Below are 22,169 nucleotides of genomic sequence, written 5' to 3'. Positions count from 1 at the left end.
TCCACGGAAACCGGTTTCGCCAGGGCCGGAGCTGGCCCTCGACGACCCGGCCGTCCCTACTCACCGCCGACGGCCGGCGCGCCGGTATTCCCGGTTCAGGCTCAAACCGTATGACCGACGCGATACGTCCCGCCACCGAGATCGATCTGCCTGCCATCACGGCGATCTACGGCGAGGCCGTCGCGACCAGCACGGTGAGCTTCGAGACGCAGCCCCCGTCACTCGACGAGATGACCCGACGCTTCGCCACCCTGCGTGACGGCGGCTATCCCTATCTCGTGGCAGTCCGGGACGAGGCGGTCGTCGGCTATGCCTATGCCGGGCCGTATCACCAGCGTGCGGCCTATCGCTCGACCGTCGAGGATTCGATCTACGTCGCGCGCACCGCCCGGGGCGGTGGAATCGGCCGCGTCCTCCTTGAAGCCCTCATCGCCGCGTGCGAACGGATCGATTTCCGCACCATGGTGGCGGTTATCGCCGAAAGTGGCTCACCGGCTTCCGCGGCGCTGCACGCACGCCTCGGGTTCAGGCCGGTCGGAACCCTGGAGGCGGTCGGCTACAAGCACGGGCGCTGGCTCGACGTCACCCTGATGCAGCGCTCCCTCGGCCCGGCTCGCGCCACGCCACCGACGCGCGTGTAAGGTCGGTATTGGATCCCGCGCCTTCAGCTCAAGGCTGTCGTGTCATGATGCGGACAACTTCGCACGTGAGAGGGCGGGGCAGAGGCGCATGACACGCGGAGCTTGGCCCGGTGCGCGCGCGCGATGACGCGAGGGAGGAGCCTTCCTCCCGCGAGCGGTCCGGTCCCCCCACGGTCCGCGAGGCATAGGAGTTCGGGTATGCGGTTTTCATCGATCGGTCGCAGGATTGCGCCGCTCGCGATCTTGGCTCTCCCGGCGCTGGTTGGCGCCGTGCAGGCGGCGACCCCGGCCGATCCGAGCGGTACGTATCTCACCGAGGACGGGCGCGCGCGCGTGCGCCTTGAGAAGTGCGGGGCCGCGAATGACCGCCTGTGCGGGTACGTGGTCTGGTTGAAGGTTCCGCTGAACGACAAGGGCGAGCCGCGGATCGACTTCAAGAATCCCGACCCGAAGAAGCAGGCGCGTCCTTCGCTGGGCCACCAACTGATCATGGGCCTGAAGACCAATGCCGACGCGCATTACGAGGGCAAGATCTACAACTCGGAGGATGGCAAGTCGTACGACGTCACCATCTGGACGGATGCGCCGGGCGAGCTGACCGTCCGCGGCTGCCTGATCGCGTTCCTGTGCAAGTCGCAGACCTGGACCAAGGTCAGCGACCTTGCACCCGGTCAGCTCCCCGGCCCGACCAACGGCCCGAACGGCCCGCGCAGCGATCCGGAATACGCGACCACGGCCGGTGCGAAGCCTGCGGCGGCGAAAGCCGGCACGAAGGCCGCCCCCAAGCCCGCGGCCTCGGCGCCGGCTCAGGAATAAGCGGTCCTCACGCCGCGAGCGCCGCGTAGGTCAGGATACGCAGCTCCCGCCGGATCGGGAGCGCCGAGGACGGCACGAGCTGCGTCATGAGCACGACCGAGAGATCCTCGACGGGGTCGATCCAGAACGCCGTCGAGGCCAAGCCACCCCAGGCGACCTCGCCGGGGGTGCCGAGGATCTGGGCGCGAGCCGGATCGAGCATCACCGAGAAGCCGAGGCCGAAGCCGATCCCGGTGTAGGAGGTCTCTGCGAAGCGGGGCGTGCCCATCGCGGCGAGGTCGCCGGGCAGGTGATTGGCCAGCATCAGATCGACGCTCTTGCGGCCGAGCAACCGGCGATTGTCGAGGGTGCCGCGGTTGAGGATCATCCGGCAGAAGCGCTGATAGTCGGCGGCCGTCGAAACGAGGCCGCCCCCGCCCGAGGCAATGGCGGGCGGCTGCGCGAAGGCCGTCTCCACGGAATCGTCGTACAGGCGCAGCCGGCGCTCGCGATCATACGCATAGGTGGCGCAGAAGCGCGGCATCAGCGCGGGCGGCACGTGGAAATCGGTATCGCTCATGCCGAGCGGCTCGATCACGCATGCGCGAAGATACTCGGCGAAGGGCCGGCCGCTGACCGCCGCCACGTATTGCCCGAGGACATCGGTCGCCACGCTGTAGTTCCAGGCGCTGTCCGGCTGAGCGAGGAGCGGCAGCTTCGCCACCCGGGTGGTCATCTCGGCGAGCGTGCCCTCCCGCGCCAGGAAGTCAATTCCCTGCTCGCGGTACTGCGCATCGACGAGTGTCGCCTCCATGAAGCCGTAGGTCAGGCCGGCCGTGTGCGTGAGGAGGTCGCGCACGGTGATCGCCCGACGCGCCGGCTCGGTCTCAAGCTTCGCCCGGTTGCCGCCCACCGCGACCCGCATCTCAGAAAATTCGGGCAGGACGCGCGCGATCGGATCGTCGAGCTGGAACAGGCCCTGTTCGTAGAGCTGCATGACCGCCACCGAGGTCAGCGGCTTGGTCATTGAATAGATCCGCGCCACGGTATCGAGGGTGAAGGCTGTTCCCCGGGCGAGATCGGCCTGGCCGCAGGCCCGCGCGAAGGCGATGCGACCGCGCCGTGCCACCGTCACCGACAGGCCGGCGAGCCGTCCATCGGCCACGAGGCGGTCCATCCAGGGCTCGATCCGCGCGAGTGCCGCCGGATCGAAGCCGGCAGCCTTGGGATCGGTGTCGGTCAGCGCGCTCATGCGGTCTCCACGCCTCGTCGCGCACAAGTCGTAAGGGGATCGCTGTCGAAAATCACCAGCCCATCGTGCCCGGGCCGCCCTTGAACGGTCCGACGATGCCCGGCGTAATCCAGCCGCCGTAGAACGCGCCGGGCTGCGGCGTGACCTGGTCCGGGCCGACAAAACAGGCCTCCATCGGCCCCGCATAGAACGCGACGTAGCCGGCGATCGGGCGAAAGCCCGGCGTGGGGTCCGGGTAGGTCCAGGCGGCGCCGGACGCGACTTTGCCGCCGCCCTGCACGTCGAACAGCCGCGCCTGACCCTTCCACTCGCAGATGCCGCCGCGCCGCGGATTGACGAGCGCGCCCGCCGCGATGTCGCCGGGCGGCAGGTAGTAGGTCGGCGGGTGGGAGGTCTCCAAGACCCGGTACCCGGCCTCCGTCTCGGCGATCATCACGCCGCCGAGCACCACGCGCAGCCGTTGCCGCACCGGCTCGAGCCGCGGCGGGCGCGGATAGGTCCAGACGCTTTCCTCCCCCGGCTTGACCGGGTCTGGTGCTGGATGGGTCGGCGGCCAGATCATACGGATCCCCGTGCAAAGCATGCACGGGGCGATATAGGGCGGTTGGGTCGCCGTTTGTCGGGAGCCCGGCCCGTGCTAGCCCGTGGCCGAGATTCGAGCCCGGGACCGTTCGCGATGGATATCGCCCTCTTCCTCGACTTCGACGGCACCCTCGCCGAGATCGCCCCCCGGCCCGATGCGGTGGTGGTGGAGCCCGGCCTCGTGGAGACGCTGGAGCGGTTGCGTGACCGCCTCGGCGGCGCGCTGGCAATCGTGACTGGCCGGCCGGTCACCGTGATCGACGGCTTCCTGGCGCCCGCGCGCCTCGACGCCGCCGGGCTGCACGGGGTCGAGCGCCGGGTCGGTGGTGCCCTCAGTGGGGGACAGGCGGAGGACCATCCGGACCTGCGCCGGCAGGTCGCGCGGCTCGAGGCGGCGAGCGCCGCTTTGCCGAACGTCCTGATCGAGGACAAGGGCGCCTCTGTCGCGGTGCATTGGCGGCTCGCGGGCGCCGATGATGCGGCGCGCGCCGAGGCGCTGGTCAAGGCGGCTGCCGAGGCGCTCGGGCTGGAATATCGGCTGCAGCTCGGTAAGGCGGTCGGCGAGATCGTACCGGCGCAGGCCACCAAGGCGCATGCGATCCGCGCCTTCATGGAGCAGAGCCCCTATCGCGGGCGGGTGCCGGTCTTCCTCGGGGACGACCGGACGGACGAGATCGCCTTCGCATCGGTCAACGCGGATGGCGGTATCGCGGTGCGGGTCGGCGACGGCGAGACCGTCGCGCGCCGCCGCCTGCCCGACCCAGCCGCCGTCCGCGCCCTGCTGCGCGACTGGGCTGAGGGCGGCGCCATCGATCCGGCGGCCCTGCCGCCAGCCTGATTCAACCAGCGCGGGGGGATTGCCATGTCCGGCGGTTTCGTGGGCGGCGGCCCCCGGATCATCCTGCGGATCGAGGGAGCCTGTCTGCTCGCCTGTTCGGTGGCGGCCTATGCCTGGCTCGGGCAATCCGGGTGGACCTTCGCCGCCCTGCTGTTCGCCCCAGATCTCAGCATGCTGGGATACGCGGCCGGTCCGAGACCCGGCGCCATCGCGTACAACGCTTTCCACACCATGACGCCGCCGCTGATCGGCCTCAGCGCAGCGGCGGCGCTGAATCAATCCGTCCTGATCGGGTTGGCCCTGATCTGGCTTGCGCATATCGGGCTTGATCGGATGCTCGGCTATGGCCTCAAATACGCGACCGGCTTCGGCGATACGCATCTCGGCGCCGTTGGACGGGTACCCACCGTGGATACGCCGCGATAGGGCGTTTCACGGCCCCGTGGGACTTGTCCAATCGGCGACGTGGGGTGAATGAAGTGCCATTGACGGTCCAGTGAGCAGAGGCCCCCTGCGATGTTCGAGTTTCCGGTCCTGGTCGGCGACATCGGCGGAACGAATGCCCGTTTCGGCCTCATCGAGGCACAGGGCGGGCAGCCCCGGCTCCTCTCGCACGAGGCGACGGCGGACCATCCCGACCCGTCGAGCGCCATCCGGGCCTCCCTCGCCAAGGGCGGTGACCTGGCGTCGCCGCGTTCCGCCATCCTGGCCATGGGCGGTCGTGTCGATGGCCCCGTGAACCAACTCACGAACGCCCATTGGCAGATCGCCGGACAGCGCATCGGCGAGGATTTCGGCCTGTCCTCCGCGGTGGTGGTGAACGATTACGTGCCCGTAGCCGCCGGCGCCGCCGGTATAGAGCCGCACGATCTCACGGCGATCGGACCTTGCCCGCCGATCTCCGGCGGTGCGCGCGTGGTGCTGGGACCGGGCACCGGGTTCGGCGCCGCGGCTCTGGTACCCTACACCACGCATCTGGCGATCGTTTCCACCGAGGCCGGCCATACCGATTTCGGCCCGGCCGACGCCTTCGAGGAGAAGGTCTGGCACGCGCTGGAACGGGTCGAGGACCGGATCACCGTCGAAGCCGTCCTGTCCGGCCCTGGCCTCGCGCGGCTGCACGCGGCGGTGACGCATGTCCGCACGGGGCGGCCGCACGAGAAGATCGATCCCGCGGCGGTGACCGAGACCGGCCTCGATGCCTCCGATCCCCATGCCGCCGAGACGCTGGAGCTGTTCGGCAGGCTGCTTGGCCGCGTCTGCGGCGACCTCGCCCTGACGTTTTTGGCCACCAGCGGCGTCTATATCGGCGGCGGCATTGCGCCCCGGATCATCAAGGTGCTGCAGGAGAGTGGGTTTCGCGACGCCTTCGAGCGGAAAGCGCCCTTTGTCGAGATGATGCGCAAGATCCCCACCAGCGTCATCACCGTTCAGGATCCCGCCTTCCAGGGCCTCGCGGCCCTGGCCAATGAGGGCCGGACGTTTGTTTATCACGGACAGGTGTGGCGGAAGGGGGCTTGAGGCGCCGATATTCCCCCTCGCCTCGAGGGAGAACGTCTTTCCGTGCGGCACCAGCGGATGGGTTCGATGCACACGATCCCTTGAACGATGCCTTGGGGTCCGCCTGCTTCGCGACACTCTGCCGGATCATGGATATGGCGAATTTGCCGTAACGGGCCTCATGCCGCCGCCATCTCAAGCCTCCCTTCGATTGATCGCGATCGGTTGAACCGTCTTCTCATGGCCTCAGCTATCGTCGAGCGAATCGATTTCGTGACGATGGACGGGATGGCCGCGCGCTCCGGTGCGACCAACATCCTCGTCCAAGTTGAACGGTTCGGGGGCGCGTGAGAGGGCCGCCCGTTGCACGTTCCGATGGCGCCGGCATCCCGTGTTTGATGCCGCGCGCCTCGGACTATAGGCTCAGGCCGCCGCCAGAGGCTTCGACACCTCTTCCAGCGACTTACCCTCGGCGGCCGTGCCCCAGATCCCGCCGACCACCGCGGCAACCAGCATCAGCACGGCGCCGAGTCCGTAGCCGAACAGCACCCAGTCCCGCGAGCCGGTCTCGACCAGGGTGCCGAACAGCAACGGGCCGGAGACGCCGCCGATGCCGGTGCCAACCGCGTAGAAGGCCGCGATGGCCAGCGCCCGGATCTCCAGCGGAAACGTCTCCGAGACCGTGAGATAGGCCGAGCTCGCCGCCGCCGAGGCGAAGAAGAACACCACCATCCAGGCGCCCGTCTGCCCGACCGGCCCGAGCACATCGAGGCGGAACAGCAGGCCGACGGCAGCGAGCAGCAGCGCCGAGATCCCGTACGTGAAGGCGATCATCTTGCGCCGGCCGATCGTGTCGAACAGGCGCCCGAGGAGCAACGGGCCCAGGAAGGAGCCGAGCGCGAAGGGCAGCAGGTACCAGCCGACACTGTTGCCAGGCACGTTGTAGAATTGCTCGAGCACCAGCGCGTAGGTGAAGAACAGCGCGTTGTAGAAGAAGGCCTGCGCGATCATCAGCGCGAGGCCGACCATGGTCGCCTTCCGGTTCGTGACGAACAGCGCCTTGAACACCTCCGAGAGCGGGGTGCGGTCGCGGGTGCGGACCTTCATGCGCTTGCTCTCGTCCACCGGCGGCAGGGTGACGCCCTCGTCGGTGAAGCGCTTCTCGATCCCGGTGACGACCCGGTCGGCCTCCGCGGCGTAGCCGTGGGTCGCGAGCCAGCGCGGGCTTTCGGGAATCCACGTGCGCAGGAACAGGATCACGAGGCCGATGGCGCCACCGGTGAAGAAGGCGACCCGCCAGCCCCAGGCCGGATCGATCACCTCGGGCTTCAGCAGCACGATCGACATGAACGAGCCGAGCGCCGCGCCGATCCAGAACGAGCCGTTGATCACGAGGTTGGTCCAGCCGCGGACCCGGGCGGGGACCAGCTCCTGGATGGTCGAATTGATCGCCGTGTACTCGCCGCCGATCCCCGCCCCGGTGAAGAAGCGGAAGAGGCAGAAGCTCCAGACGTTCCACGACAGGCCGGTCGCCGCGGTGGCGACGAGGTAGAGGGCCAGCGTGATGAAGAACAGCTTCTTGCGCCCGATTCGGTCGGTGAGCCAGCCGAAGCCGATCGCGCCGATCACCGCGCCGACGAGGTAGCAGGAGGCGGCGAGCCCCACGTCGAACTCCGAGAAGGACATCGGCGGCTGCCGCAGGGCGCCCACCAGGGAGCCCGCCAGCGTCACCTCCAGCCCGTCGAGGACCCAGGTGATCCCGAGTGCCACGATGACGAGGACGTGGAACCGGCCCCAGGGCAGACGATCAAGGCGCGCCGAGATGTCGGTGTCGATCACGCGGCCAATTTCTGCCCGCTCCGGCGTTCCGGAACTCCCCTCGACCTTGCTCGTCATGCGCGCTCGTCCTCCCGATCAGGCCATTTACCGTGCCTGCACAACCCGTATTTACCCAGATCGCAAGCAGGTGTTGGGAACGGGTTGGGAATCGATTCGGTTCGAGCCGGTCTTCATTTGATGCGCGCAGACCGGAGGCACCCACGCGGTGCCCCGTCATGCCCCTCCGTCCTGCCTCCCCCCGTCGCCGTTGCGCCCGCCTCGCGACGCTGACGCTGATGACGCTGACAAGTCTGGCGACCGTCCCCTCGCAAGGGGCCGACGTGCATCTCGAACGCCCGAAACCCCGCGTGTACATGCCGGCCGCCGACCGGTGGAGCCTGCGGCCAACGGAACCAGCCCTACCGACCACGACCGGCAGCATCCGCGGCCGGACCGAAACGTCGATCCCGGAGGGCCGCCACGTCCGCCTCGTCTACCCGGCCCTGATCGAAGCACGCTGACGCGGCAACCGGTTGGCGATCCGCGGCGACTCGGGCACAGCGCCTGCTGGGTGTGTCGTGGCCATTGGGATCGGGCCGATACGGAGTCGGGAATGCCAGAGGTGATCGCCCTCATCGGGTGCAAGGGGCCAACACAGGAAACGGACTATCTGGCAGTGCTGGCTGCCGCGATGCCCGAAGAACGGATCGTCCCGTTTCGCCTGATGGATGATGGGGCGCGGGACGCGGCCCGGGTCGCCATCGTGGCCAATCCCGATCCCGCCGAGGTCGCGGCCCTGCCGAACCTCGTCTGGGTTCAGAGCCTCTGGGCCGGCGTCGAGCGGCTGGTGAACGCCTTCGACCGGCCCCTGCCGATCGTGCGGCTGGTCGACCGTGAGATGGCCCGTACCATGGCGGAGGCGGTGCTCGCCTGGACCTATTACATCCAGCGGGACATGCCGGCCTATGCGCGCCAGCAGCGGGCGGGTGTCTGGCGGCCCCATCCCTACCGGAAGCCCAGCGACACGACGGTTGGCCTGCTGGGGCTCGGCGCCCTCGGGATCGCGGCGGCGGAGAGGCTCCTGGGGGCGGGCTTTCGCGTCACCGGGTGGAGCCGCAGCCCGAAGGCCGTCCCCGGCATCGAAGCGATGCATGGGGTCGCGGCGCTTCCGATCATGCTCGGCCGTTGCGACATCCTCGTCTGTCTGATTCCATTGACGCCGGAGACGCGCGGCCTGATCGACGCCGAGCGTCTCGCGGCCCTGAAGCCGGGCGCGGCGCTGATCAACTTCGCGCGCGGGCCGATCGTGGCGACGGACGATCTGATCGCGGCGCTCGACAGCGGCCATCTCGCCCACGCGGTGCTCGACGTGTTCGAGGTCGAGCCCCTACCGGCCGAGTCCCCCCTCTGGTCCCATCCCGGCGTGACCGTGCTGCCGCATATCTCGGGGCCGACCGACATGCCGTCGGCGGCCGCCACGGTGGCTGCGAACCTGCGGGAGTTCCGGCGGACCGGTGAGCCACCGCAGGGGATCGATAAAGCCCGGGGCTACTGACGTGACACCCGGTCCCGCCGGCGACCGTGAACCCTGGCCGTATCGGCGTGTTTATGGCCGGCCGCCGCCCTTGCGCCGGCGGATCCGGAAGGACTTTCACACAAAATGGCTTGGCCACGCTGCTCATTGATCGTTGCCGGCGTCGCGGCCGTCGCGGTGGGTGCTACCGCGAGTCTCGGGCGCTTCAGCTACGCGCCGATGCCAGACCGAGCGGATCTGCTGAACGCGGACCGCTATCCCATCCAGACCGCCTTCGACATCCTCGGCCGCCGGGTCTCCCGGGCCGAGGCGGATCGCCTGAACGCCACGGAGAGCGGCCGGAAGGAACTGGCCTCCGGCGGGACCGCGGTGGCGATCGATCCCGCCATGGTCGAGCGTGGCCGACAGGCCTTCTACCAGGAGACGTTCGGCAACGAGGTCTTCCTCACCGATGTGATGGGCATGCTCGACGGCGGCCTGACGCCGACGGAAGTCGCCCTCGCCGTGGCCAAGCTCGGCGGGCAGGGAACCACGAACCTCCAGGTCGCCATGGCCCGCGACCTGCGCATCGGCGATCGCGTCTACAAGACGGGTGAGCTGGTCCCGACCGGGCTCGACGTGCCGAAGGGCGGCGCCTTCATCATCGGGATCAAGACCTTCTACGACCGCGGCCACCTGCGCATGGGCATCACCTGCGCACTCTGCCATGCCGCAGTCGATCCCGGCACCGGCAAGGTCGTGGAAGGGGCGCCGAATATCGATCTCAATGCCGGGCTGCTGATGGCGCTCGCAAAAAATTCCTCTGCTTACTTCATGCACGCCAGCGTGCCGGAGGCCGATGCCCGACCGAGTGCCGACCCGCAGCACACCGGCTCGACCACGGCCGGTCCGGTGCTGCCGGACGCGGCGGCTGTGGAGGCGGCCACGAAGGTGCAGGTGGCGAGCTGGCCGCCTGGCAGTTTCGACTCCTCGGCCGATCGGGTTACCAACCCGACCTCGATCCCGTCGAGCTTTTCCGCCTATGGCGAGCCCTATAGCTGGAGCGGACGTGAGGCGCTCGGCCCGTTCGCGGGCCTGTCCTCGCTGAATAACAACGTGCATGCCGCCAATTCCGACACCACCCAATTGGCGGCGGCCGCCCCCTGGCTGTTCGGCATGGATCCCGAGACGTATCTCGGCATCGTCCTGCGCGGGGCCGCAACGGCGTCGTTCCGCTACAACCCGGACGGCAACCGGAGCCCGTCCGAGGTGCTGAGGAGCGTCGACCCGACGCCGGCCTCGCCGGGTCTGAACAGCTACGCCGTGCTGCCGACCTATCCGGCCACGAACTATGTCACCGACAACGGCCTGTTCGCCTCGGTCCCGGGCGAGCCCGCCAACCACGCCAACAACGCCATGTCGGCGTTCCAGAACCTGCTGCATCCGCCAGTCTCCGGACAGGACGCGAGCCAGGTGCGCGCCGGCCGCGCGGTGTTCGAGAAGGTCGGCTGCGGCGCCTGCCATTCCGGGCCGGCGCTCACCAACCACCGGGTCATCCCGGAGGCCGAGATCGGTACGGAACCGACCCGTGCGCGGGCCGGCGCCAAGATGGAGGCGCGCCTGTCGCCGCCCGCGATGTTCGCCGTCGGCACGCCGTTCCCGCTGGCCGAGAAGCCCGCGGTCGTCCCGGTGCCGCTCGCGGGCGATGCGCAGGCTCAGGTCCAGCTTGCCTGGGGGCAGGGTGGGACGCAGGGTGGCTACAAGGTTCCGAACCTTGTCGGCCTCCTCTGGACGGCGCCCTACCTGCACGATTCCGGCGTCGCGGTCGGGCCCGATGCGGAACGCCAGCTCGGCGTGCCGGGTACGCTCTACAAGGGGATCGCTCCGGATCCCGCCAACAGCCTGCGGTCGCTGATCGACCGGGATCTACGCACCAAGGTCGTAGCCGCGAACGCGGCTTCGGATACGGCGCGGACCGCCCGCGTTACCGGGAAGGGGCATGCCTTCTGGGCGGATGCCGGTTCGGGTGTCTCGGCCGAGGAGCAGACGGCGCTGATCGCCTATCTGCTCTCGGTCGATCGCCTGACGGAGCCGGCCGCAACGCCCTGATCAGGATACGCCATGACGCAGAACACCAACCCGGTCTGGTTCATCACCGGCTGCTCGACCGGCTTCGGTCGGGAACTCGCCAAGCTCGTCATCGAGCGGGGTTGGCGGGCGGTGGTCACGGCGCGCGACCGGGCCAAGGTCGCTGACCTCACGGAGGGCGCAGCGGATCGCGTCCTCGCGCTGTCGCTCGATGTCACCGAAGCCGGGCAGATCACCGCCGCCGTGGGGGCTGCCCAGGACAAATTCGGGCGGATCGACGTGCTCGTGAACAATGCGGGCTACGGCTACCAATCCTCGATTGAGGAGGGCGAGGAGGCTAAGATCCGAGCCCAGTTCGACGCCAACGTGTTCGGCCTGTTCGCGCTCACCCGCGCGGTGCTGCCGGCGATGCGGGCGCAGAAATCCGGCCATATTCTCAATATCACCTCGGTGGCGGGGTTCGTGGGTTTCCCGGCCTCCGGCTACTACGCGGCCACCAAGCACGCGGTTGAGGGTTTCTCGGATTCCCTCGCCGCCGAGGTCGCACCCCTCGGCATCCGCGTGACCTGCATCGAGCCGGGCCCGTTCCGCACCGACTGGGCCGGCCGCTCCCTCATTCAGACGCCGAACGCAATCCCCGACTATGCCGGGACCGCCGGGACGCGCCTCAAGGCCACCTCGGAAAAGAGCGGCACACAGGCCGGCGATCCGGTGCGGGCCAGCGCAGCGATGATCAAGGTAACCGAGATGGACGCACCGCCGCGCCACCTCGTGCTGGGAGCCTGGGGCTACGACGCGGTCACGACCCGGTTGAAGCAGGCGCTGGCCGAGATCGAGGCGTGGCGGGAAACGAGCATCGCGGCTGATTATCCGGAGGCGTGACGCTCCGTCTCAGCCAGCAGGGCGAAGCGGTCCGGAGCGAACCCCGATCGCCGCTTTGTCCACAGGCGCCGCGCCCCGGGGAAACGCCTTGGTAAGCGACGGCGCGCCACGATTCCGGCTCGGATCGATACACCGGACCCGGATGCGATGATGACCTGCCAGCAGCTCGCCGAGGAACTCAAGCGGATCGCCACCGCGCAGGTCAGCGACATCACCCGTGCGGTCAAGGAGGGCCAGAAATCGATCGCCTTGAACGAGGTACGCGACATGGCCCGGCGCCTCGAACTTCTGGCCGATGCCTTCGACCCGAAGCCGGTGACCGAGGATGCCGACGGCGCGCAGGCGGCCTGACGCAGCAACCCGGCCGGAGGAGCCGTCATGATTCAGGCCAACTTCACCATCCGCCTCGGCGAAGCGTCGCTGCCGGCGTCATCGGCGCAATGGGTCGCCGACGCCGAGGCCGCCCGGACAACGGCGCGCACGATCGTGCAGGGTCTGATGCGCCAGCATGGCGGCGACCCGCGCCTGCTCGCGGCCACCCTGGTGATCACCGACGCGGGCGGTGCGACGCTTCTGGAGATTCCATTCTTCGACGCGCTGTACATGCCGGTTGAGCCGGTCGCCGATCGTGATCGGCGAGCACGGCGCGTAACCCCGCCCTCGCGTCTCGACGCGGCATTGGGTTCGCTCCGCCGGCTCGCTGGCGCGTTCGGCGCGCGCCCGCAGCCCGCGCACGGATCCCTGACGCGGTCCCGCGTCTCGGCTTGAGGTCGGATACGAGCGGCTCCTGACCACTCCACCAGGGCTACGATCGCCGCAGGTCCGCATCGGCTCGGCGATCAAGGCTGCACGCATCATTGTCCCCGCGGAGCGGGGAGGGGCGCTGAACGCATCAGATCGCCTTACTCCACCCCGGCGCGACCTCACAGATCCCTGATCGCGAAACCCCGCTCGGCCAGGCGCTCCGCAAGGATGCGCCGGTGGCAGACCGATGGATCGCGTTCGAAGCAGAGGAGGCAGAGGGGTGCCGCCTCCGCCATGGCGGCAAGCTCCCCCAGGGCCGTCTGCCCGGCGGCGGTGTCGAGCACCTCCTCGCAATAGATCCGGCGCAGCAAGGCCGCATCCCCGGCCCGAGCCGCCTGCCGACCGGATTTCGGCGTCCCGAGGCTGCGCAGATGGGTATAGCCCAGCCCTGCTTCCCGCAGCGACGTACTGAGCACGCCCTTCGAGAAGCCGCGCTTGCGCGAATTCGCCACCGCCCGGACATCCGCCAGCACGCCGACGCCGGCATCGCGCAGGATGCCGCCGAGCTGCTCAGAATCCAGGCCTTCGTACCCTATGGTAAAGATTTGCTTGCCCACAGCGCGGCCACCGAACTCGCATGTCACGACCGGCACTTAAGCCGAATCGCGGCCTGTGCAACATCGGGGGATCCCCTGCGTATGTCGCGGCGATGCAACGCATCTCGGAATTCCGCCGCAATAATCGCAAAGGTCCGTTAACCGCGCCGGGGCCATCGAATACGCCTGTCTGTGGCGCATCTTCGGTGGCGGGCTAAACACTGATGTCGCGGATCAATCAGCTCTCGCGCGCTCCCTCCCTCGGCCTGTCCGAAGGCCTGGGCCATCGCATCACGGCCGTTCGCCGGCTTGCCGGTCGCTTCGCCGCGGCGATGATTCTCGCTGGCTTGGCAGCCTGCGCTTCGAACCACGATTTTTATCCCACCAAGGGCGATGCCAAGCCCCATCCGGGCGTGGCCAAGGCCAAGCTGCATCCGATCCAGGGCATCGACATCTCGAAGTGGCAGGGCAATGTCGACTGGGCCTCGGTCCGGGCCGCCGGGACGCAGTTCGCCTTCATCAAGGCGACCGAGGGCGGCGACCACGTCGACGAGCGCTTCCGGACCAACTGGGACGGGGCGGCCCGGGCCGGCGTTCCCCGAGGGGCCTACCACTTCGTGTTTTGGTGCCGCTCCGCCAAGGAGCAGATGGACTGGTTCAAGAGGAACGTCCCGAACGACCCCACGGCCCTTCCGCCGGTGCTCGACGTCGAGTGGAACGGCCATTCGCAGACCTGCCCGAAGAAGCTGCCCAAGGCGCAGGCGCTAGCGATGGTCACCGAGATGCTCGAGGAGATGGAGCGCTACACCGGCAAGCGCCCGATCATCTATACCGACATCACCTTCCACAAGGATGTGCTGGAGGGCGAACTCCCCGACTACCCCCATTGGCTGCGCTCGACCGCGGCGGAGCCGGAACAGAGGTTCGTCAACCGGAAGTGGATGCTTTGGCAGTTTACCTCCACCGGCCGCGTCCCGGGGGTGCAGGGTGACGTTGATCGCAACGCCTTCTACGGCACGCCTTCCGATTGGGCGTCATTCCTGACGACCGATTGCGATCCGCGTGAACATAAACACCTATCGGAACAAGGACTATGTACCGACAAGTAATTTAGTGCTGTGGTCCCAAACCTAGGTTAGTTCAGTCTTCGGCGGCGAGTCGTATGTGTGGAGGCCCGGTCCAAGCCGGGCGCACCTGAGAGAATCCTTTTGGGAGCTTGGTTTGCCACACTCTCGTCAGCTTGATGCGAATCGACCGTGCCGGCCCGACGGGCAATCTGCTTCTCGATGTACTCTCGGATACAGACCGAGCGTTGATCACGCCCCATCTGGAGCCGACGACCTACGCCCGGGGTCAGATCGCTTTTGAGGCCGGCGCCGAGGTTACGCACGTAATTTTTCCCTGCGACCACACCGTGCTGGCCCTGGTCGTCACGACCCGAGACGGGCGGACCGCCGAGACTGCCACCATCGGTCACGATGGTGCGGTCGGTGGCCTCGTCACCCGGGGGCGAATGCACGCTTTCGCTATGGGGATGGTGCAGAGCGGCGGTCCGGCGCTGCGCCTCGATGCCGCCCGGCTGGAGGAAGCGGCCAGCCAGTCTCCCTCGTTGCGCGATCTGCTCGTGCGGTACACCGATTGTTTCGTCGCGCAGCTGCTGCAGATGGCCGCCTGCAACGCGCTCCATCCGATCGAGCAACGCTGCCTCCGCTGGCTCCTGACGCTTCAGGACCGGATCGAGGGCGACACGCTTCCGATCACCCACGAGGTGCTGGCCGGGATGCTGGGTGTCCAGCGGACCTATCTGACCCGCATCCTGCGGACGCTGCAGGAGGGGGGGCTGATCCGTGCCGCGCGTGGGCGCATCACCATCCTGAATCGCGCGGCCGTCGCGTCCGCCGCCTGCGAGTGCCACGACCGCGTGCGGATGCACGGCGAGCGGGTGCTCGGAGCGACGTACGCTTCGAACCGCCAAGGTCGCGGCCCGGCTTTCGAAGCGACGGCCGTTTAGAGCTCGCTTTGCCGAACTGGCCATCGGCTCGACGCAAGCGTGGCCGTTACGACAAGGGGCTTGGCGCGGACGGCGTCGCAGCGCTCAACGGATGATCGGCGCACAAACCGGTGCCGCGATGCCCGGCACCGGCGCCATGACCACGTCGATCCCGTAGATCAGGCGCAGAAGCGCGGGCGTCACTACCGCGGCGGATGGCCCGTCGGCGACCAGCCGCCCCGCATGCAGGGCGATCACGCGGTCGGCGCAGAGCAAGGCGTGGCCGGGATCGTGGGTGGAGAACAGGACAGCGATACCGGCTTGCGCCAGCCGACGGATCTGGCCGAGGACGCGGGCCTGATTGCCGAAATCGAGGCTCGCGGTCGGCTCGTCCATGACGAGGAGCCGCGGGTCCCCGCTGAGCGCCCGGGCAATCAGGGCAAGCTGTCGCTCGCCGCCGCTGATCTCGGTGTAGACGGCCCCGGCCAAGTGCCCGATTCCGAGGCTGGCGAGTGCCCGTTCGGCCGCGGCCTGATCGGACGGGCCGGGCGCAGCGAACGGGCCGAGGTGGCTCGCGCGTCCCATCACCACCATGTCGCGAACCGTGAACGGGAAATACGCCGCGTGCGCCTGCGGCACGGCAGCCATTGCCCGGGCGATCCGGGCCCGCGGCAGCCGGGATAGTTCCGAGCCGTCGAGCCGGATCGACCCGGCTCGCGCGGGCAGCAGACCGAGCAGCGTTTTGAGCAGGGTCGTCTTGCCCCCGCCATTCGGCCCCAGCAGGCCGAGAACCTCGCCGGCCGCGAGGCCGAACGAGACACCTGACCCGACCGTGCGGTCGCCGTAGCCGAAGGCGAGATCCGCGACCTGAAGCATCACCCGATCCGGTTCCGCCCGGCTGCCAGCAGCCACAGGAAAAACGGGGCGCCGACCAGGGCCGTGAGGATGCCCAGCGGCACCTCGATCGTCCCGGCGCTCCGCGCAATCAGGTCGACGATCAGGAGGTAGCCGGCTCCGAGCGTCAGGGAGGCCGGGAGCAGCCGGCGGTAATCCGGGCCCACCAGCAGACGCGCCATGTGCGGCACGATCAGCCCGATCCAGCCGATCACCCCGGTCATCGACACCGCGGCGGCCGTGACCAGGGTCGCCCCGGCGATCAGCACGGGGCGCAGGATCCGCGTCTCGACACCGAGCGCCCGGGCCTCCTCGTCGCCGAGGCTCATCAGATTCATCCGCCACCGCAGCAGCACCAGGGGGGCAAGGCCCAGGAGCATCATCGGCAATACGGCGCCGACATCACCCAAGGTGACTGAGGACAGGCTGCCGAGCAGCCAGAACGTGATCGCCGGCAACTGGTTGTAGGGATCGGCCAGCACCTTCAGGAGCGAGATCCCCGCGCCCAGCACCGCACCGACCGCGACGCCGGCCAAGACCAGGGTCAGGACCGGATCGTGGCGCCGCACGGCGAGCCCGATCCCGTAGACCGCCGCGACGGCGCCCAGGCCACCCAGGAAGGCGAGCGCCTGGATGGTCGCCACCGGCAAACCGAGGTAGATTCCCAGCACAGCTCCGAGACCGGCCCCCGCGGAGACACCCAGGATGTCGGGCGAGACCAGGGGGTTGCGGAACAGGCCCTGGTAGGTCGCCCCCGCCGCCGAGAGGGCCCCTCCGACCACCAGGGCGGCCACGACCCGGGGCAGGCGCACCTGCATCACCACCGTCTCGACCATTGCGGGCGCGCGGGTCGGCAAGCCGAGCAGCCGGTGGCCGAGCACGGTTGCGAGATCCGCGAGGGGGACCGGATATTGTCCGACCGCCAACGCGACGATGGCCAGCATCAGGACAGCCGCCGCGGCGAGCAGCGCCACTGGAAGCCCCGCCCGGGGGGCTGCGCGGACTGCGTCGGCAGCGGCCGGCTCTCCGCTCAATGCGGCGCACCCGGTGGCGGAGCGAGTAGCGCGGCCGCCTGCCCGGCGTCGAGGTCGACATGGTAGAAACGGTGGTAGAAGTCGCGCACGACCTCAGGCATCGGTTGCGGAAACAGATTTGGGTGGAGCAGCCCCGCCAGCCAGCGCAGGCCGATCAGCCGGTTGACGCCCGGCGGTGCGTCGAACCACGGGAAGGGCTGCTGCGGCGCCAGGTAGATCCGGCCCGTTTTGACCGCCTTCGTGTCATGCCAGAGCGGGTCCGTCCGCACGGCGGCCGCGAACGCTGGATCGAGGGTGACGATCACGTCCGGGTTCCAGGCCAGAATCTGCTCGGGGGAAACCGTTCCGAGGCGCCCGTCGCCGCCCTGCGCCACGTTCCGACCGCCGGCCGCTTCCAGCACCTCGGTGTTGATCGAGCCGGAAAAGCCCGTCTCCAGGCCGCGCGGACCCCGGGCGTAGTAGACGCTGGGCCGCCGGTCCTCCGGGATGGGGCCGATCGCCTTGGCCACCGTACCCGTAAGCGCGTCCGCGTAGGCCGCCAGGGCATCGGCCTCATCCTGCCGGCCCAGGGCTGCCCCGAGCTGCCGGAAGGTTTCGGGCATCCGCGTGAACCTGCCGTCGAGCAGGATGTAGGGGATGCCGGTTTGGGCCTGAACCCGGTCGGCCAGGGACGCATAGGTCGGGCCGAGGCTGCCCGAGTCGACGATCAGATCGGGCTTGGCGGCGAGGACCGCCTCGACATTGGCGGTGCCGCGGCGCCCGGTCAGGCGGCCATAAGCCGGCAGCGCCCGCGCGCGCGGATCGAGAAACGGCAGCGCCTCAGGCCCGGGCGCGCTGACCCAGCCCGCCAGCCGGTCGGGCGCCAGGGTGTAGAGCAGCACCGCGGCCGGCGGGCCGGCGGGCAGCACGCGCTCAATCCGATCCGGCAATTCGACGGTCCGGCCGGCGGCGTCGGTGAACGGGCGCGCCGCGACGGCCCCTGGACAGGCGAGACACAGGAGCAGCAGACAGGCGAGCGATCGGCCGTATGGGAATGGAAGCCCCATCAAGCCGCCTTGCGCTCAAGGATCTCGATCAGCGCCCCGTCCGGTCCTTCCACGAAGGCGATTCGCAGGCCCGGTCCGCGCTCCGTGATCCCGGTCCGCACCGGAACCCCCCGGGCCGTGAGATCGGCCATCGCCGCCTCGATGTCGGCGACGCGCAGGCCGAGATGCTCCAGGCCCAGACAGGGCGTCGGCCCGGCCGGCGCGGTCTCGGCCGGCGCCTGCTCGATGAAAACGGTAAGCCCGCCGAGGTCGAGGACGACCCTCTGGATCACCCCATCACCGACGCGCTTCACCTCCCGCGCACCGAAGGTCTCGACGTAGAACGCGGCGGCCTGGAGGGCGTCGCGGCTCCGGAGATGGACGTGGTCGCAGGCATACTGCATCGGGGCGAGACTCCTTGCGATTCGCGTCTGTGCAGGCGGGCTGACGGCGCCCGACCCGGCAGAGCACCGAAGTTAAGCCCCTTGGGCCCAGGGGGCGAGGGGCACCGCTTGACGTCCCGCGCGAACCCGCAGACTTTCGCGATCAGGACCGTTGCAGGTATGCAACAGCCTTCCCACATCCGGGTGGAATTTCCACACCGCACAGCCATAGAGTTCCATGCGCAATCCCTACGACGTGCTGGGCGTGGCCAAGGGGGCGAGCGAGGCCGACATCAAGAAGGCCTATCGCAAGCTCGCCAAGGACTTCCACCCCGACCGCAACAAGAACGACGTGAAGGCCAAGGATCGGTTCGCCGAGGCAAACTCGGCCTATGAGATCCTGGGCGATGCCGAGAAGCGCAAGCAATTCGACCGCGGCGAGATCGACGCCGAGGGCAAGCCGCGCGCGACCGGGTTCGAAGGATTCGGCGGCGGCGGCTTCGGCGGCGGGCGCGGCGGCAATTTCGACTTCGAGGGCATGGCCCGCGCCCGGCAGGGCGGCATGGGCGGCGGAATGGGCGAGGACATCTTCTCGCACATCTTCGGCGAGGCCTTTCGCGCGGGCGGCGCCGGGCCCGGCGGCCAGCGCGGCACGCCCAAGGGCGAGGATGTCGCCGCCGAGCTGTCCGTGACCCTTGAGCAGGTCGCCAGCGAGGAGAAGCTGCGCCTGTACCTGCCCACGGGCCGCGAGGTCGACGTGGTCATCCCCCGCGGCGTGGTGGATGGCCAGACCATCCGGCTCCGCGGCCTCGGCCAGGGCGCGGGTCCGCGGGGCGAGCCGGGCGACGCGCTGCTGACCATCCGGATCCGGCCGCATCCGCGCTTCACCGTCGACGGCTCCGATCTGCGCACCACCGTCGACGTGCCGCTGGAGGACGCCGTGCTCGGCGGTACGATTCGCGTGCCGACGCTGACCGGCGCCGTGGAGATGAAGATCCCGTCGATGACGAGTTCGGGCCGCACCTTCCGCCTGCGCGGCAAGGGCCTGCCGCGGAAGGACGGGAATCCCGGCGACCTGTTCGCCACCACCGCCATCGTCCTACCGGAGGGCGAGGACGCGGCGCTGATGGAATTCGCCCGGGCGCGGCGCGGCGCGAAGGCCGCTTGAGGCGCAGGGAGCGGGCCGGACTTCCGTCGCCGGGCCGCCTCCGCTAAGGAGGCGCCCCGGCCCCGAGAGGGACCGCGCGGCTTCGGGATCGATCATGGCGGAACACGGGCACGGCCTTCTGGCGGGCAAGCGGGGCATCGTCCTGGGCATTGCCAACAATCGCTCGATCGCCTGGGGCATCGCTCGCAGCGCCCACGCCCACGGGGCGGAGCTCGCCTTCACCTATCAGGGTGAAGCCCTGCGCAAGCGCGTCGAGCCGCTCGCCAAGGAGCTCGACGCCCAAGTCATCGGCCATTGCGATGTGACGGAGGCGGCCACGATCGACGCGGTGTTCGCGGAGGCGGCCAAGGTCTTCCCCGAAGGGATCGACTTCGTCATTCACTGCATCGCCTTCTCCGACAAGGACGAGCTGACCGGCCGATATATCGAGACCTCGGAGGAGAACTTCACCAAGTCGCTCCTCGTCTCGTGCTACTCGTTCACCGCGGTGGCGCAGCGCGCTGAAAAGATGATGCGGCCGGGCGGCTCCCTTGTGACGCTGACCTATTACGGTGCCGAGAAGTGGATGCCGCACTACAACGTGATGGGCGTCGCCAAGGCGGCTTTGGAAGCCTCGGTGCGCTACCTTGCGGCCGACCTCGGCCCGAAGAACATCCGCGTCAACGCGATCTCCGCGGGCCCGATCAAGACGCTGGCCGCCTCCGGGATCGGCGACTTCCGCTACATTTTGAAGTGGAATGAGTACAACGCGCCCCTGCGCCGGACCGTGACCATCGGGGAGGTGGGCGAGACAGCAGCCTATCTGATCTCCGACATGGCGGCCGGCATGACCGGTGAGATCCTGCACGTGGATGCGGGCTACCACGTTGTGGGCATGAAGAATCCCGAGGCGCCGGATCTAACCCTCGACAAGGAGTGAGTGGGCGCGCGAGGCGCGTCTCCCTTCTGCGCAGCGCTACGGGCTGCACAGGTTTGCAGTCTCGGGGCGGCCGCCAGCCGGGGAGACCGCGGGTCCCCTCTCTCGTACGGGAGAGGTCTGCACGCGGAAGGCCGGGTGAGGGTCGAGAACCCTCAGACTGAGGCGCGCCCTGTCGGCGCACCCATCGCGTGCCCGATCCTGTACCTAGCTCCCCTCACCCCAAACCGTCCCCGCACAGGCGAGGACGCCCGTTGCGCGCCGTCCTGATCGGCAAGCCTCAAAACCCGTGTCGTCCGGAGCGTGCAGACAGGCAAGGGAAGGCAGAACGCGCGGCAGACTTCCACGGCCTCAACCCTCATCCGTCTGTTCGAACTCCCCCGACCGTTTCAACCCCGCGATCCACGTCTCGCCCTCGCGCTTGATGACGGTGCGGGGCTGCGCGCCGCTATGCTCGGCGATGCCCGCGGCCAGCCGCTCGGAATGCGTCACCAGCCAGACCTGCGTGCGCTCGGCCGCCCGGGCGATCAGCCGGGCTAGCGGCTCCATCAGGTCCGGATGCAGGCTGGTTTCCGGCTCGTTCAACGCGATGAAGGGCGGCAGCCGGTAGCCGAGGAGGGCACCGGCGAGGGCAAGGTAGCGCAGGGTCCCGTCCGACAGTTCCGGGGCGGCGAAAACCCGGCCGGCGAAGTCGGGGATCGTGAGACCGAAGCTCGCCTCCCGCCCCGGTTCCGGAACGACGAGCCGGGCCCCGGGGAAGGCTCTGGCCACGGCTGCATCGAGGTCGACCGTGTCCTGCCGGATGTGGGCGAGGGTGGCGAAGACTGCCGCAAGATCCGACCCGTCCGAGGCCAATGTCGGCGTGGTGACCGCGAGGCACGGTCTCCGGAGCGGCGACTCCGCGTCGGTGCGGAAGCCGTGATGGAAGCGCCACGCCAGCATCGCCTGGCGCATGAGGGCGATCTCCGGCTGGCCGGTCGCATCGAGCAGGCTGCCGAGCGCCGTCTCGGTGGCGAGCAGATCCGTCCCCAGGGTCTGCTTGCGCCCCGCCGCATCGCGGATGAAGCCGGTGCGACCGTCGCGGTCGAGGATCACGGCCGAGCGGCCGCCAGTCCGGACCGTCAGGCGCTCAGCCTTGACCTGCGGCTCCCGGCGAAAGGCCGCACCGTATATTTCGGCGCCCGCCTGAGGCACGAGGCCGATCTCTACCATGTAGACGTAATCCTGCCCGATGGTGTCGTGGCGCAATGTGACCGACAGGCTGATCCGCGCCGGTTCGCCCTGCCGCCGCCGGCCGGCCCAGAGCGCCGAATCCATGCCGCCCTCCGCGGCGACGCCGCGGGTCAGGGTTCCCTGCGCGGCCGCCTGCAGCAGCTCGAGCGCCCGGTAGAGGTTGGTCTTGCCTGCGCCGTTGCTGCCGACGAAGATCGAGAGCGCATCCACGGGAAGCCGATCCGCCGGAGCGACCGGTAGTCCGAGACCGCGACCGCGCGCACCATCAGCATGCCGG

At 69.1% G+C, this 22,169-nt stretch carries 23 protein-coding genes and 1 pseudogene; 15 read left to right on the top strand and 9 right to left on the bottom strand.

Features of this window, described 5'->3' with window-relative positions:
* The first annotated feature begins 110 nt into the window (after nucleotides 1–110).
* Both MKK88_RS25915 and MKK88_RS25910 read left to right on the top strand, forming a co-directional pair.
* Complete coding sequence (locus MKK88_RS25915) at nucleotides 111–641, top strand: GNAT family N-acetyltransferase (RefSeq protein ID WP_244004916.1); 531 nt, start codon at nucleotides 111–113, stop codon at nucleotides 639–641.
* Nucleotides 642–839: 198 nt separating this feature from the next.
* The gene (locus tag MKK88_RS25910; RefSeq protein WP_244004914.1) at nucleotides 840–1,457 is read left to right on the top strand and encodes a DUF2147 domain-containing protein; all 618 of its coding nucleotides are present in this window, start codon (nucleotides 840–842) and stop codon (nucleotides 1,455–1,457) included.
* A gap of 7 nt (nucleotides 1,458–1,464) precedes the next feature.
* Here the strand turns inward: MKK88_RS25910 and MKK88_RS25905 are convergent, their stop codons facing one another.
* Together MKK88_RS25905 and MKK88_RS25900 are read right to left on the bottom strand one after the other, a co-directional pair.
* Entirely contained in the window at nucleotides 1,465–2,688 is a 1,224-nt protein-coding gene (locus MKK88_RS25905) for a serine hydrolase domain-containing protein (protein ID WP_244004912.1), read from the bottom strand.
* A gap of 52 nt (nucleotides 2,689–2,740) precedes the next feature.
* The gene (locus tag MKK88_RS25900) at nucleotides 2,741–3,250 is read right to left on the bottom strand and encodes a DUF427 domain-containing protein (RefSeq protein WP_244004910.1); all 510 of its coding nucleotides are present in this window, start codon (nucleotides 3,248–3,250) and stop codon (nucleotides 2,741–2,743) included.
* Between the two features lie 114 nt (nucleotides 3,251–3,364).
* On the opposite strand from MKK88_RS25900, the gene otsB reads away from it, so the two are divergent.
* The 3 genes from otsB to MKK88_RS25885 all read left to right on the top strand — a co-directional run bounded on the left by otsB (nucleotide 3,365) and on the right by MKK88_RS25885 (nucleotide 5,629).
* Nucleotides 3,365–4,108, top strand: a complete 744-nt coding sequence (gene otsB, locus MKK88_RS25895; RefSeq protein WP_244004908.1) for a trehalose-phosphatase — start codon at nucleotides 3,365–3,367, stop codon at nucleotides 4,106–4,108.
* Between the two features lie 24 nt (nucleotides 4,109–4,132).
* Nucleotides 4,133–4,534, top strand: coding sequence for a DUF4260 domain-containing protein (locus MKK88_RS25890; protein WP_244004906.1), 402 nt, complete (start codon nucleotides 4,133–4,135; stop codon nucleotides 4,532–4,534).
* Nucleotides 4,535–4,624: 90 nt separating this feature from the next.
* Nucleotides 4,625–5,629: a glucokinase gene (locus tag MKK88_RS25885; RefSeq protein WP_244004904.1), complete on the top strand. Its 1,005-nt coding sequence runs from the start codon at nucleotides 4,625–4,627 to the stop codon at nucleotides 5,627–5,629.
* A 402-nt stretch (nucleotides 5,630–6,031) separates the two neighbouring features.
* Here the strand turns inward: MKK88_RS25885 and MKK88_RS25880 are convergent, their stop codons facing one another.
* Nucleotides 6,032–7,504 carry an MFS transporter gene (locus tag MKK88_RS25880; RefSeq protein WP_244004902.1) on the bottom strand — a complete coding sequence of 491 codons (1,473 nt, stop codon included), beginning with the start codon at nucleotides 7,502–7,504 and terminating at the stop codon, nucleotides 6,032–6,034.
* Between the two features lie 158 nt (nucleotides 7,505–7,662).
* Here MKK88_RS25880 and MKK88_RS25875 point away from each other — a divergent pair, with 158 nt between their 5' ends.
* From MKK88_RS25875 to MKK88_RS25850, 6 genes are all read left to right on the top strand, one after another.
* A complete protein-coding gene (locus tag MKK88_RS25875) occupies nucleotides 7,663–7,947 on the top strand; it encodes a hypothetical protein (protein WP_244004900.1) in 285 nt (94 codons plus the stop codon).
* 92 nt (nucleotides 7,948–8,039) lie between these two features.
* Nucleotides 8,040–8,981, top strand: coding sequence for a 2-hydroxyacid dehydrogenase (locus MKK88_RS25870; protein WP_244004898.1), 942 nt, complete (start codon nucleotides 8,040–8,042; stop codon nucleotides 8,979–8,981).
* Between the two features lie 105 nt (nucleotides 8,982–9,086).
* Nucleotides 9,087–11,048: a cytochrome C oxidase Cbb3 gene (locus tag MKK88_RS25865; RefSeq protein ID WP_244004897.1), complete on the top strand. Its 1,962-nt coding sequence runs from the start codon at nucleotides 9,087–9,089 to the stop codon at nucleotides 11,046–11,048.
* Nucleotides 11,049–11,060: 12 nt separating this feature from the next.
* Nucleotides 11,061–11,909, top strand: a complete 849-nt coding sequence (locus MKK88_RS25860; protein ID WP_244004895.1) for an oxidoreductase — start codon at nucleotides 11,061–11,063, stop codon at nucleotides 11,907–11,909.
* Between the two features lie 150 nt (nucleotides 11,910–12,059).
* Nucleotides 12,060–12,260, top strand: coding sequence for a hypothetical protein (locus tag MKK88_RS25855; RefSeq protein ID WP_244004945.1), 201 nt, complete (start codon nucleotides 12,060–12,062; stop codon nucleotides 12,258–12,260).
* Between the two features lie 27 nt (nucleotides 12,261–12,287).
* Entirely contained in the window at nucleotides 12,288–12,677 is a 390-nt protein-coding gene (locus tag MKK88_RS25850) for a DUF6894 family protein (protein WP_244004893.1), read from the top strand.
* A gap of 155 nt (nucleotides 12,678–12,832) precedes the next feature.
* Here the strand turns inward: MKK88_RS25850 and MKK88_RS25845 are convergent, their stop codons facing one another.
* Nucleotides 12,833–13,270, bottom strand: a complete 438-nt coding sequence (locus tag MKK88_RS25845; RefSeq protein WP_244004890.1) for a DUF488 family protein — start codon at nucleotides 13,268–13,270, stop codon at nucleotides 12,833–12,835.
* Between the two features lie 203 nt (nucleotides 13,271–13,473).
* On the opposite strand from MKK88_RS25845, the gene MKK88_RS25840 reads away from it, so the two are divergent.
* Nucleotides 13,474–14,358: a GH25 family lysozyme gene (locus MKK88_RS25840; RefSeq protein WP_409566709.1), complete on the top strand. Its 885-nt coding sequence runs from the start codon at nucleotides 13,474–13,476 to the stop codon at nucleotides 14,356–14,358.
* A gap of 134 nt (nucleotides 14,359–14,492) precedes the next feature.
* Nucleotides 14,493–15,260: a Crp/Fnr family transcriptional regulator gene (locus MKK88_RS25835; protein WP_244004888.1), complete on the top strand. Its 768-nt coding sequence runs from the start codon at nucleotides 14,493–14,495 to the stop codon at nucleotides 15,258–15,260.
* A gap of 84 nt (nucleotides 15,261–15,344) precedes the next feature.
* Here the strand turns inward: MKK88_RS25835 and MKK88_RS25830 are convergent, their stop codons facing one another.
* Genes MKK88_RS25830 through MKK88_RS25815 form a run of 4 tightly spaced genes read right to left on the bottom strand, consistent with a single transcriptional unit; the run spans nucleotide 15,345 to nucleotide 18,596 of the window.
* Complete coding sequence (locus MKK88_RS25830; protein WP_244004886.1) at nucleotides 15,345–16,118, bottom strand: ABC transporter ATP-binding protein; 774 nt, start codon at nucleotides 16,116–16,118, stop codon at nucleotides 15,345–15,347.
* On the bottom strand, nucleotides 16,115–17,167 hold the full coding sequence (locus MKK88_RS25825) for a FecCD family ABC transporter permease (protein ID WP_409566708.1): 1,053 nt from the start codon (nucleotides 17,165–17,167) through the stop codon (nucleotides 16,115–16,117). Before MKK88_RS25825 ends, MKK88_RS25830 begins: the two co-directional genes overlap by 4 nt.
* Nucleotides 17,164–18,213 (bottom strand): iron ABC transporter substrate-binding protein, encoded by a 1,050-nt coding sequence (locus MKK88_RS25820; protein WP_244004884.1) that lies wholly within the window; start codon nucleotides 18,211–18,213, stop codon nucleotides 17,164–17,166. The genes MKK88_RS25825 and MKK88_RS25820 overlap by 4 nt, the downstream gene beginning before the upstream one ends.
* Entirely contained in the window at nucleotides 18,213–18,596 is a 384-nt protein-coding gene (locus MKK88_RS25815) for a VOC family protein (protein WP_244004882.1), read from the bottom strand. Before MKK88_RS25815 ends, MKK88_RS25820 begins: the two co-directional genes overlap by 1 nt.
* 217 nt (nucleotides 18,597–18,813) lie before the next feature.
* On the opposite strand from MKK88_RS25815, the gene MKK88_RS25810 reads away from it, so the two are divergent.
* Entirely contained in the window at nucleotides 18,814–19,743 is a 930-nt protein-coding gene (locus MKK88_RS25810) for a DnaJ C-terminal domain-containing protein (protein ID WP_244004880.1), read from the top strand.
* A gap of 94 nt (nucleotides 19,744–19,837) precedes the next feature.
* Complete coding sequence (gene fabI, locus MKK88_RS25805; RefSeq protein ID WP_244004878.1) at nucleotides 19,838–20,662, top strand: enoyl-ACP reductase FabI; 825 nt, start codon at nucleotides 19,838–19,840, stop codon at nucleotides 20,660–20,662.
* Between the two features lie 348 nt (nucleotides 20,663–21,010).
* Here fabI and MKK88_RS25800 read toward each other — a convergent pair.
* Nucleotides 21,011–22,164: pseudogene (locus tag MKK88_RS25800) on the bottom strand (AAA family ATPase).
* Between the last annotated feature and the right edge of the window lie 5 nt (nucleotides 22,165–22,169).

Source organism: Methylobacterium sp. E-005, from assembly GCF_022829725.1.
GTDB lineage: Bacteria > Pseudomonadota > Alphaproteobacteria > Rhizobiales > Beijerinckiaceae > Methylobacterium.
Note: the sequence above shows the minus strand (reverse complement) of the source record. Positions and strands in the feature narration are given on the sequence as shown.

Coding starts and splice junctions, on each gene's coding strand:
- MKK88_RS25915 (WP_244004916.1), top strand. CDS start 111: ATGACCGACGCGATACGTCCCGCCACCGAGATCGATCTGCCTGCCATC.
- MKK88_RS25910 (WP_244004914.1), top strand. CDS start 840: ATGCGGTTTTCATCGATCGGTCGCAGGATTGCGCCGCTCGCGATCTTG.
- MKK88_RS25905 (WP_244004912.1), bottom strand. CDS start 2,688: ATGAGCGCGCTGACCGACACCGATCCCAAGGCTGCCGGCTTCGATCCG.
- MKK88_RS25900 (WP_244004910.1), bottom strand. CDS start 3,250: ATGATCTGGCCGCCGACCCATCCAGCACCAGACCCGGTCAAGCCGGGG.
- otsB (WP_244004908.1), top strand. CDS start 3,365: ATGGATATCGCCCTCTTCCTCGACTTCGACGGCACCCTCGCCGAGATC.
- MKK88_RS25890 (WP_244004906.1), top strand. CDS start 4,133: ATGTCCGGCGGTTTCGTGGGCGGCGGCCCCCGGATCATCCTGCGGATC.
- MKK88_RS25885 (WP_244004904.1), top strand. CDS start 4,625: ATGTTCGAGTTTCCGGTCCTGGTCGGCGACATCGGCGGAACGAATGCC.
- MKK88_RS25880 (WP_244004902.1), bottom strand. CDS start 7,504: ATGACGAGCAAGGTCGAGGGGAGTTCCGGAACGCCGGAGCGGGCAGAA.
- MKK88_RS25875 (WP_244004900.1), top strand. CDS start 7,663: ATGCCCCTCCGTCCTGCCTCCCCCCGTCGCCGTTGCGCCCGCCTCGCG.
- MKK88_RS25870 (WP_244004898.1), top strand. CDS start 8,040: ATGCCAGAGGTGATCGCCCTCATCGGGTGCAAGGGGCCAACACAGGAA.
- MKK88_RS25865 (WP_244004897.1), top strand. CDS start 9,087: ATGGCTTGGCCACGCTGCTCATTGATCGTTGCCGGCGTCGCGGCCGTC.
- MKK88_RS25860 (WP_244004895.1), top strand. CDS start 11,061: ATGACGCAGAACACCAACCCGGTCTGGTTCATCACCGGCTGCTCGACC.
- MKK88_RS25855 (WP_244004945.1), top strand. CDS start 12,060: ATGACCTGCCAGCAGCTCGCCGAGGAACTCAAGCGGATCGCCACCGCG.
- MKK88_RS25850 (WP_244004893.1), top strand. CDS start 12,288: ATGATTCAGGCCAACTTCACCATCCGCCTCGGCGAAGCGTCGCTGCCG.
- MKK88_RS25840 (WP_409566709.1), top strand. CDS start 13,474: ATGTCGCGGATCAATCAGCTCTCGCGCGCTCCCTCCCTCGGCCTGTCC.
- MKK88_RS25835 (WP_244004888.1), top strand. CDS start 14,493: ATGCGAATCGACCGTGCCGGCCCGACGGGCAATCTGCTTCTCGATGTA.
- MKK88_RS25820 (WP_244004884.1), bottom strand. CDS start 18,213: ATGGGGCTTCCATTCCCATACGGCCGATCGCTCGCCTGTCTGCTGCTC.
- MKK88_RS25815 (WP_244004882.1), bottom strand. CDS start 18,596: ATGCAGTATGCCTGCGACCACGTCCATCTCCGGAGCCGCGACGCCCTC.
- MKK88_RS25810 (WP_244004880.1), top strand. CDS start 18,814: ATGCGCAATCCCTACGACGTGCTGGGCGTGGCCAAGGGGGCGAGCGAG.
- fabI (WP_244004878.1), top strand. CDS start 19,838: ATGGCGGAACACGGGCACGGCCTTCTGGCGGGCAAGCGGGGCATCGTC.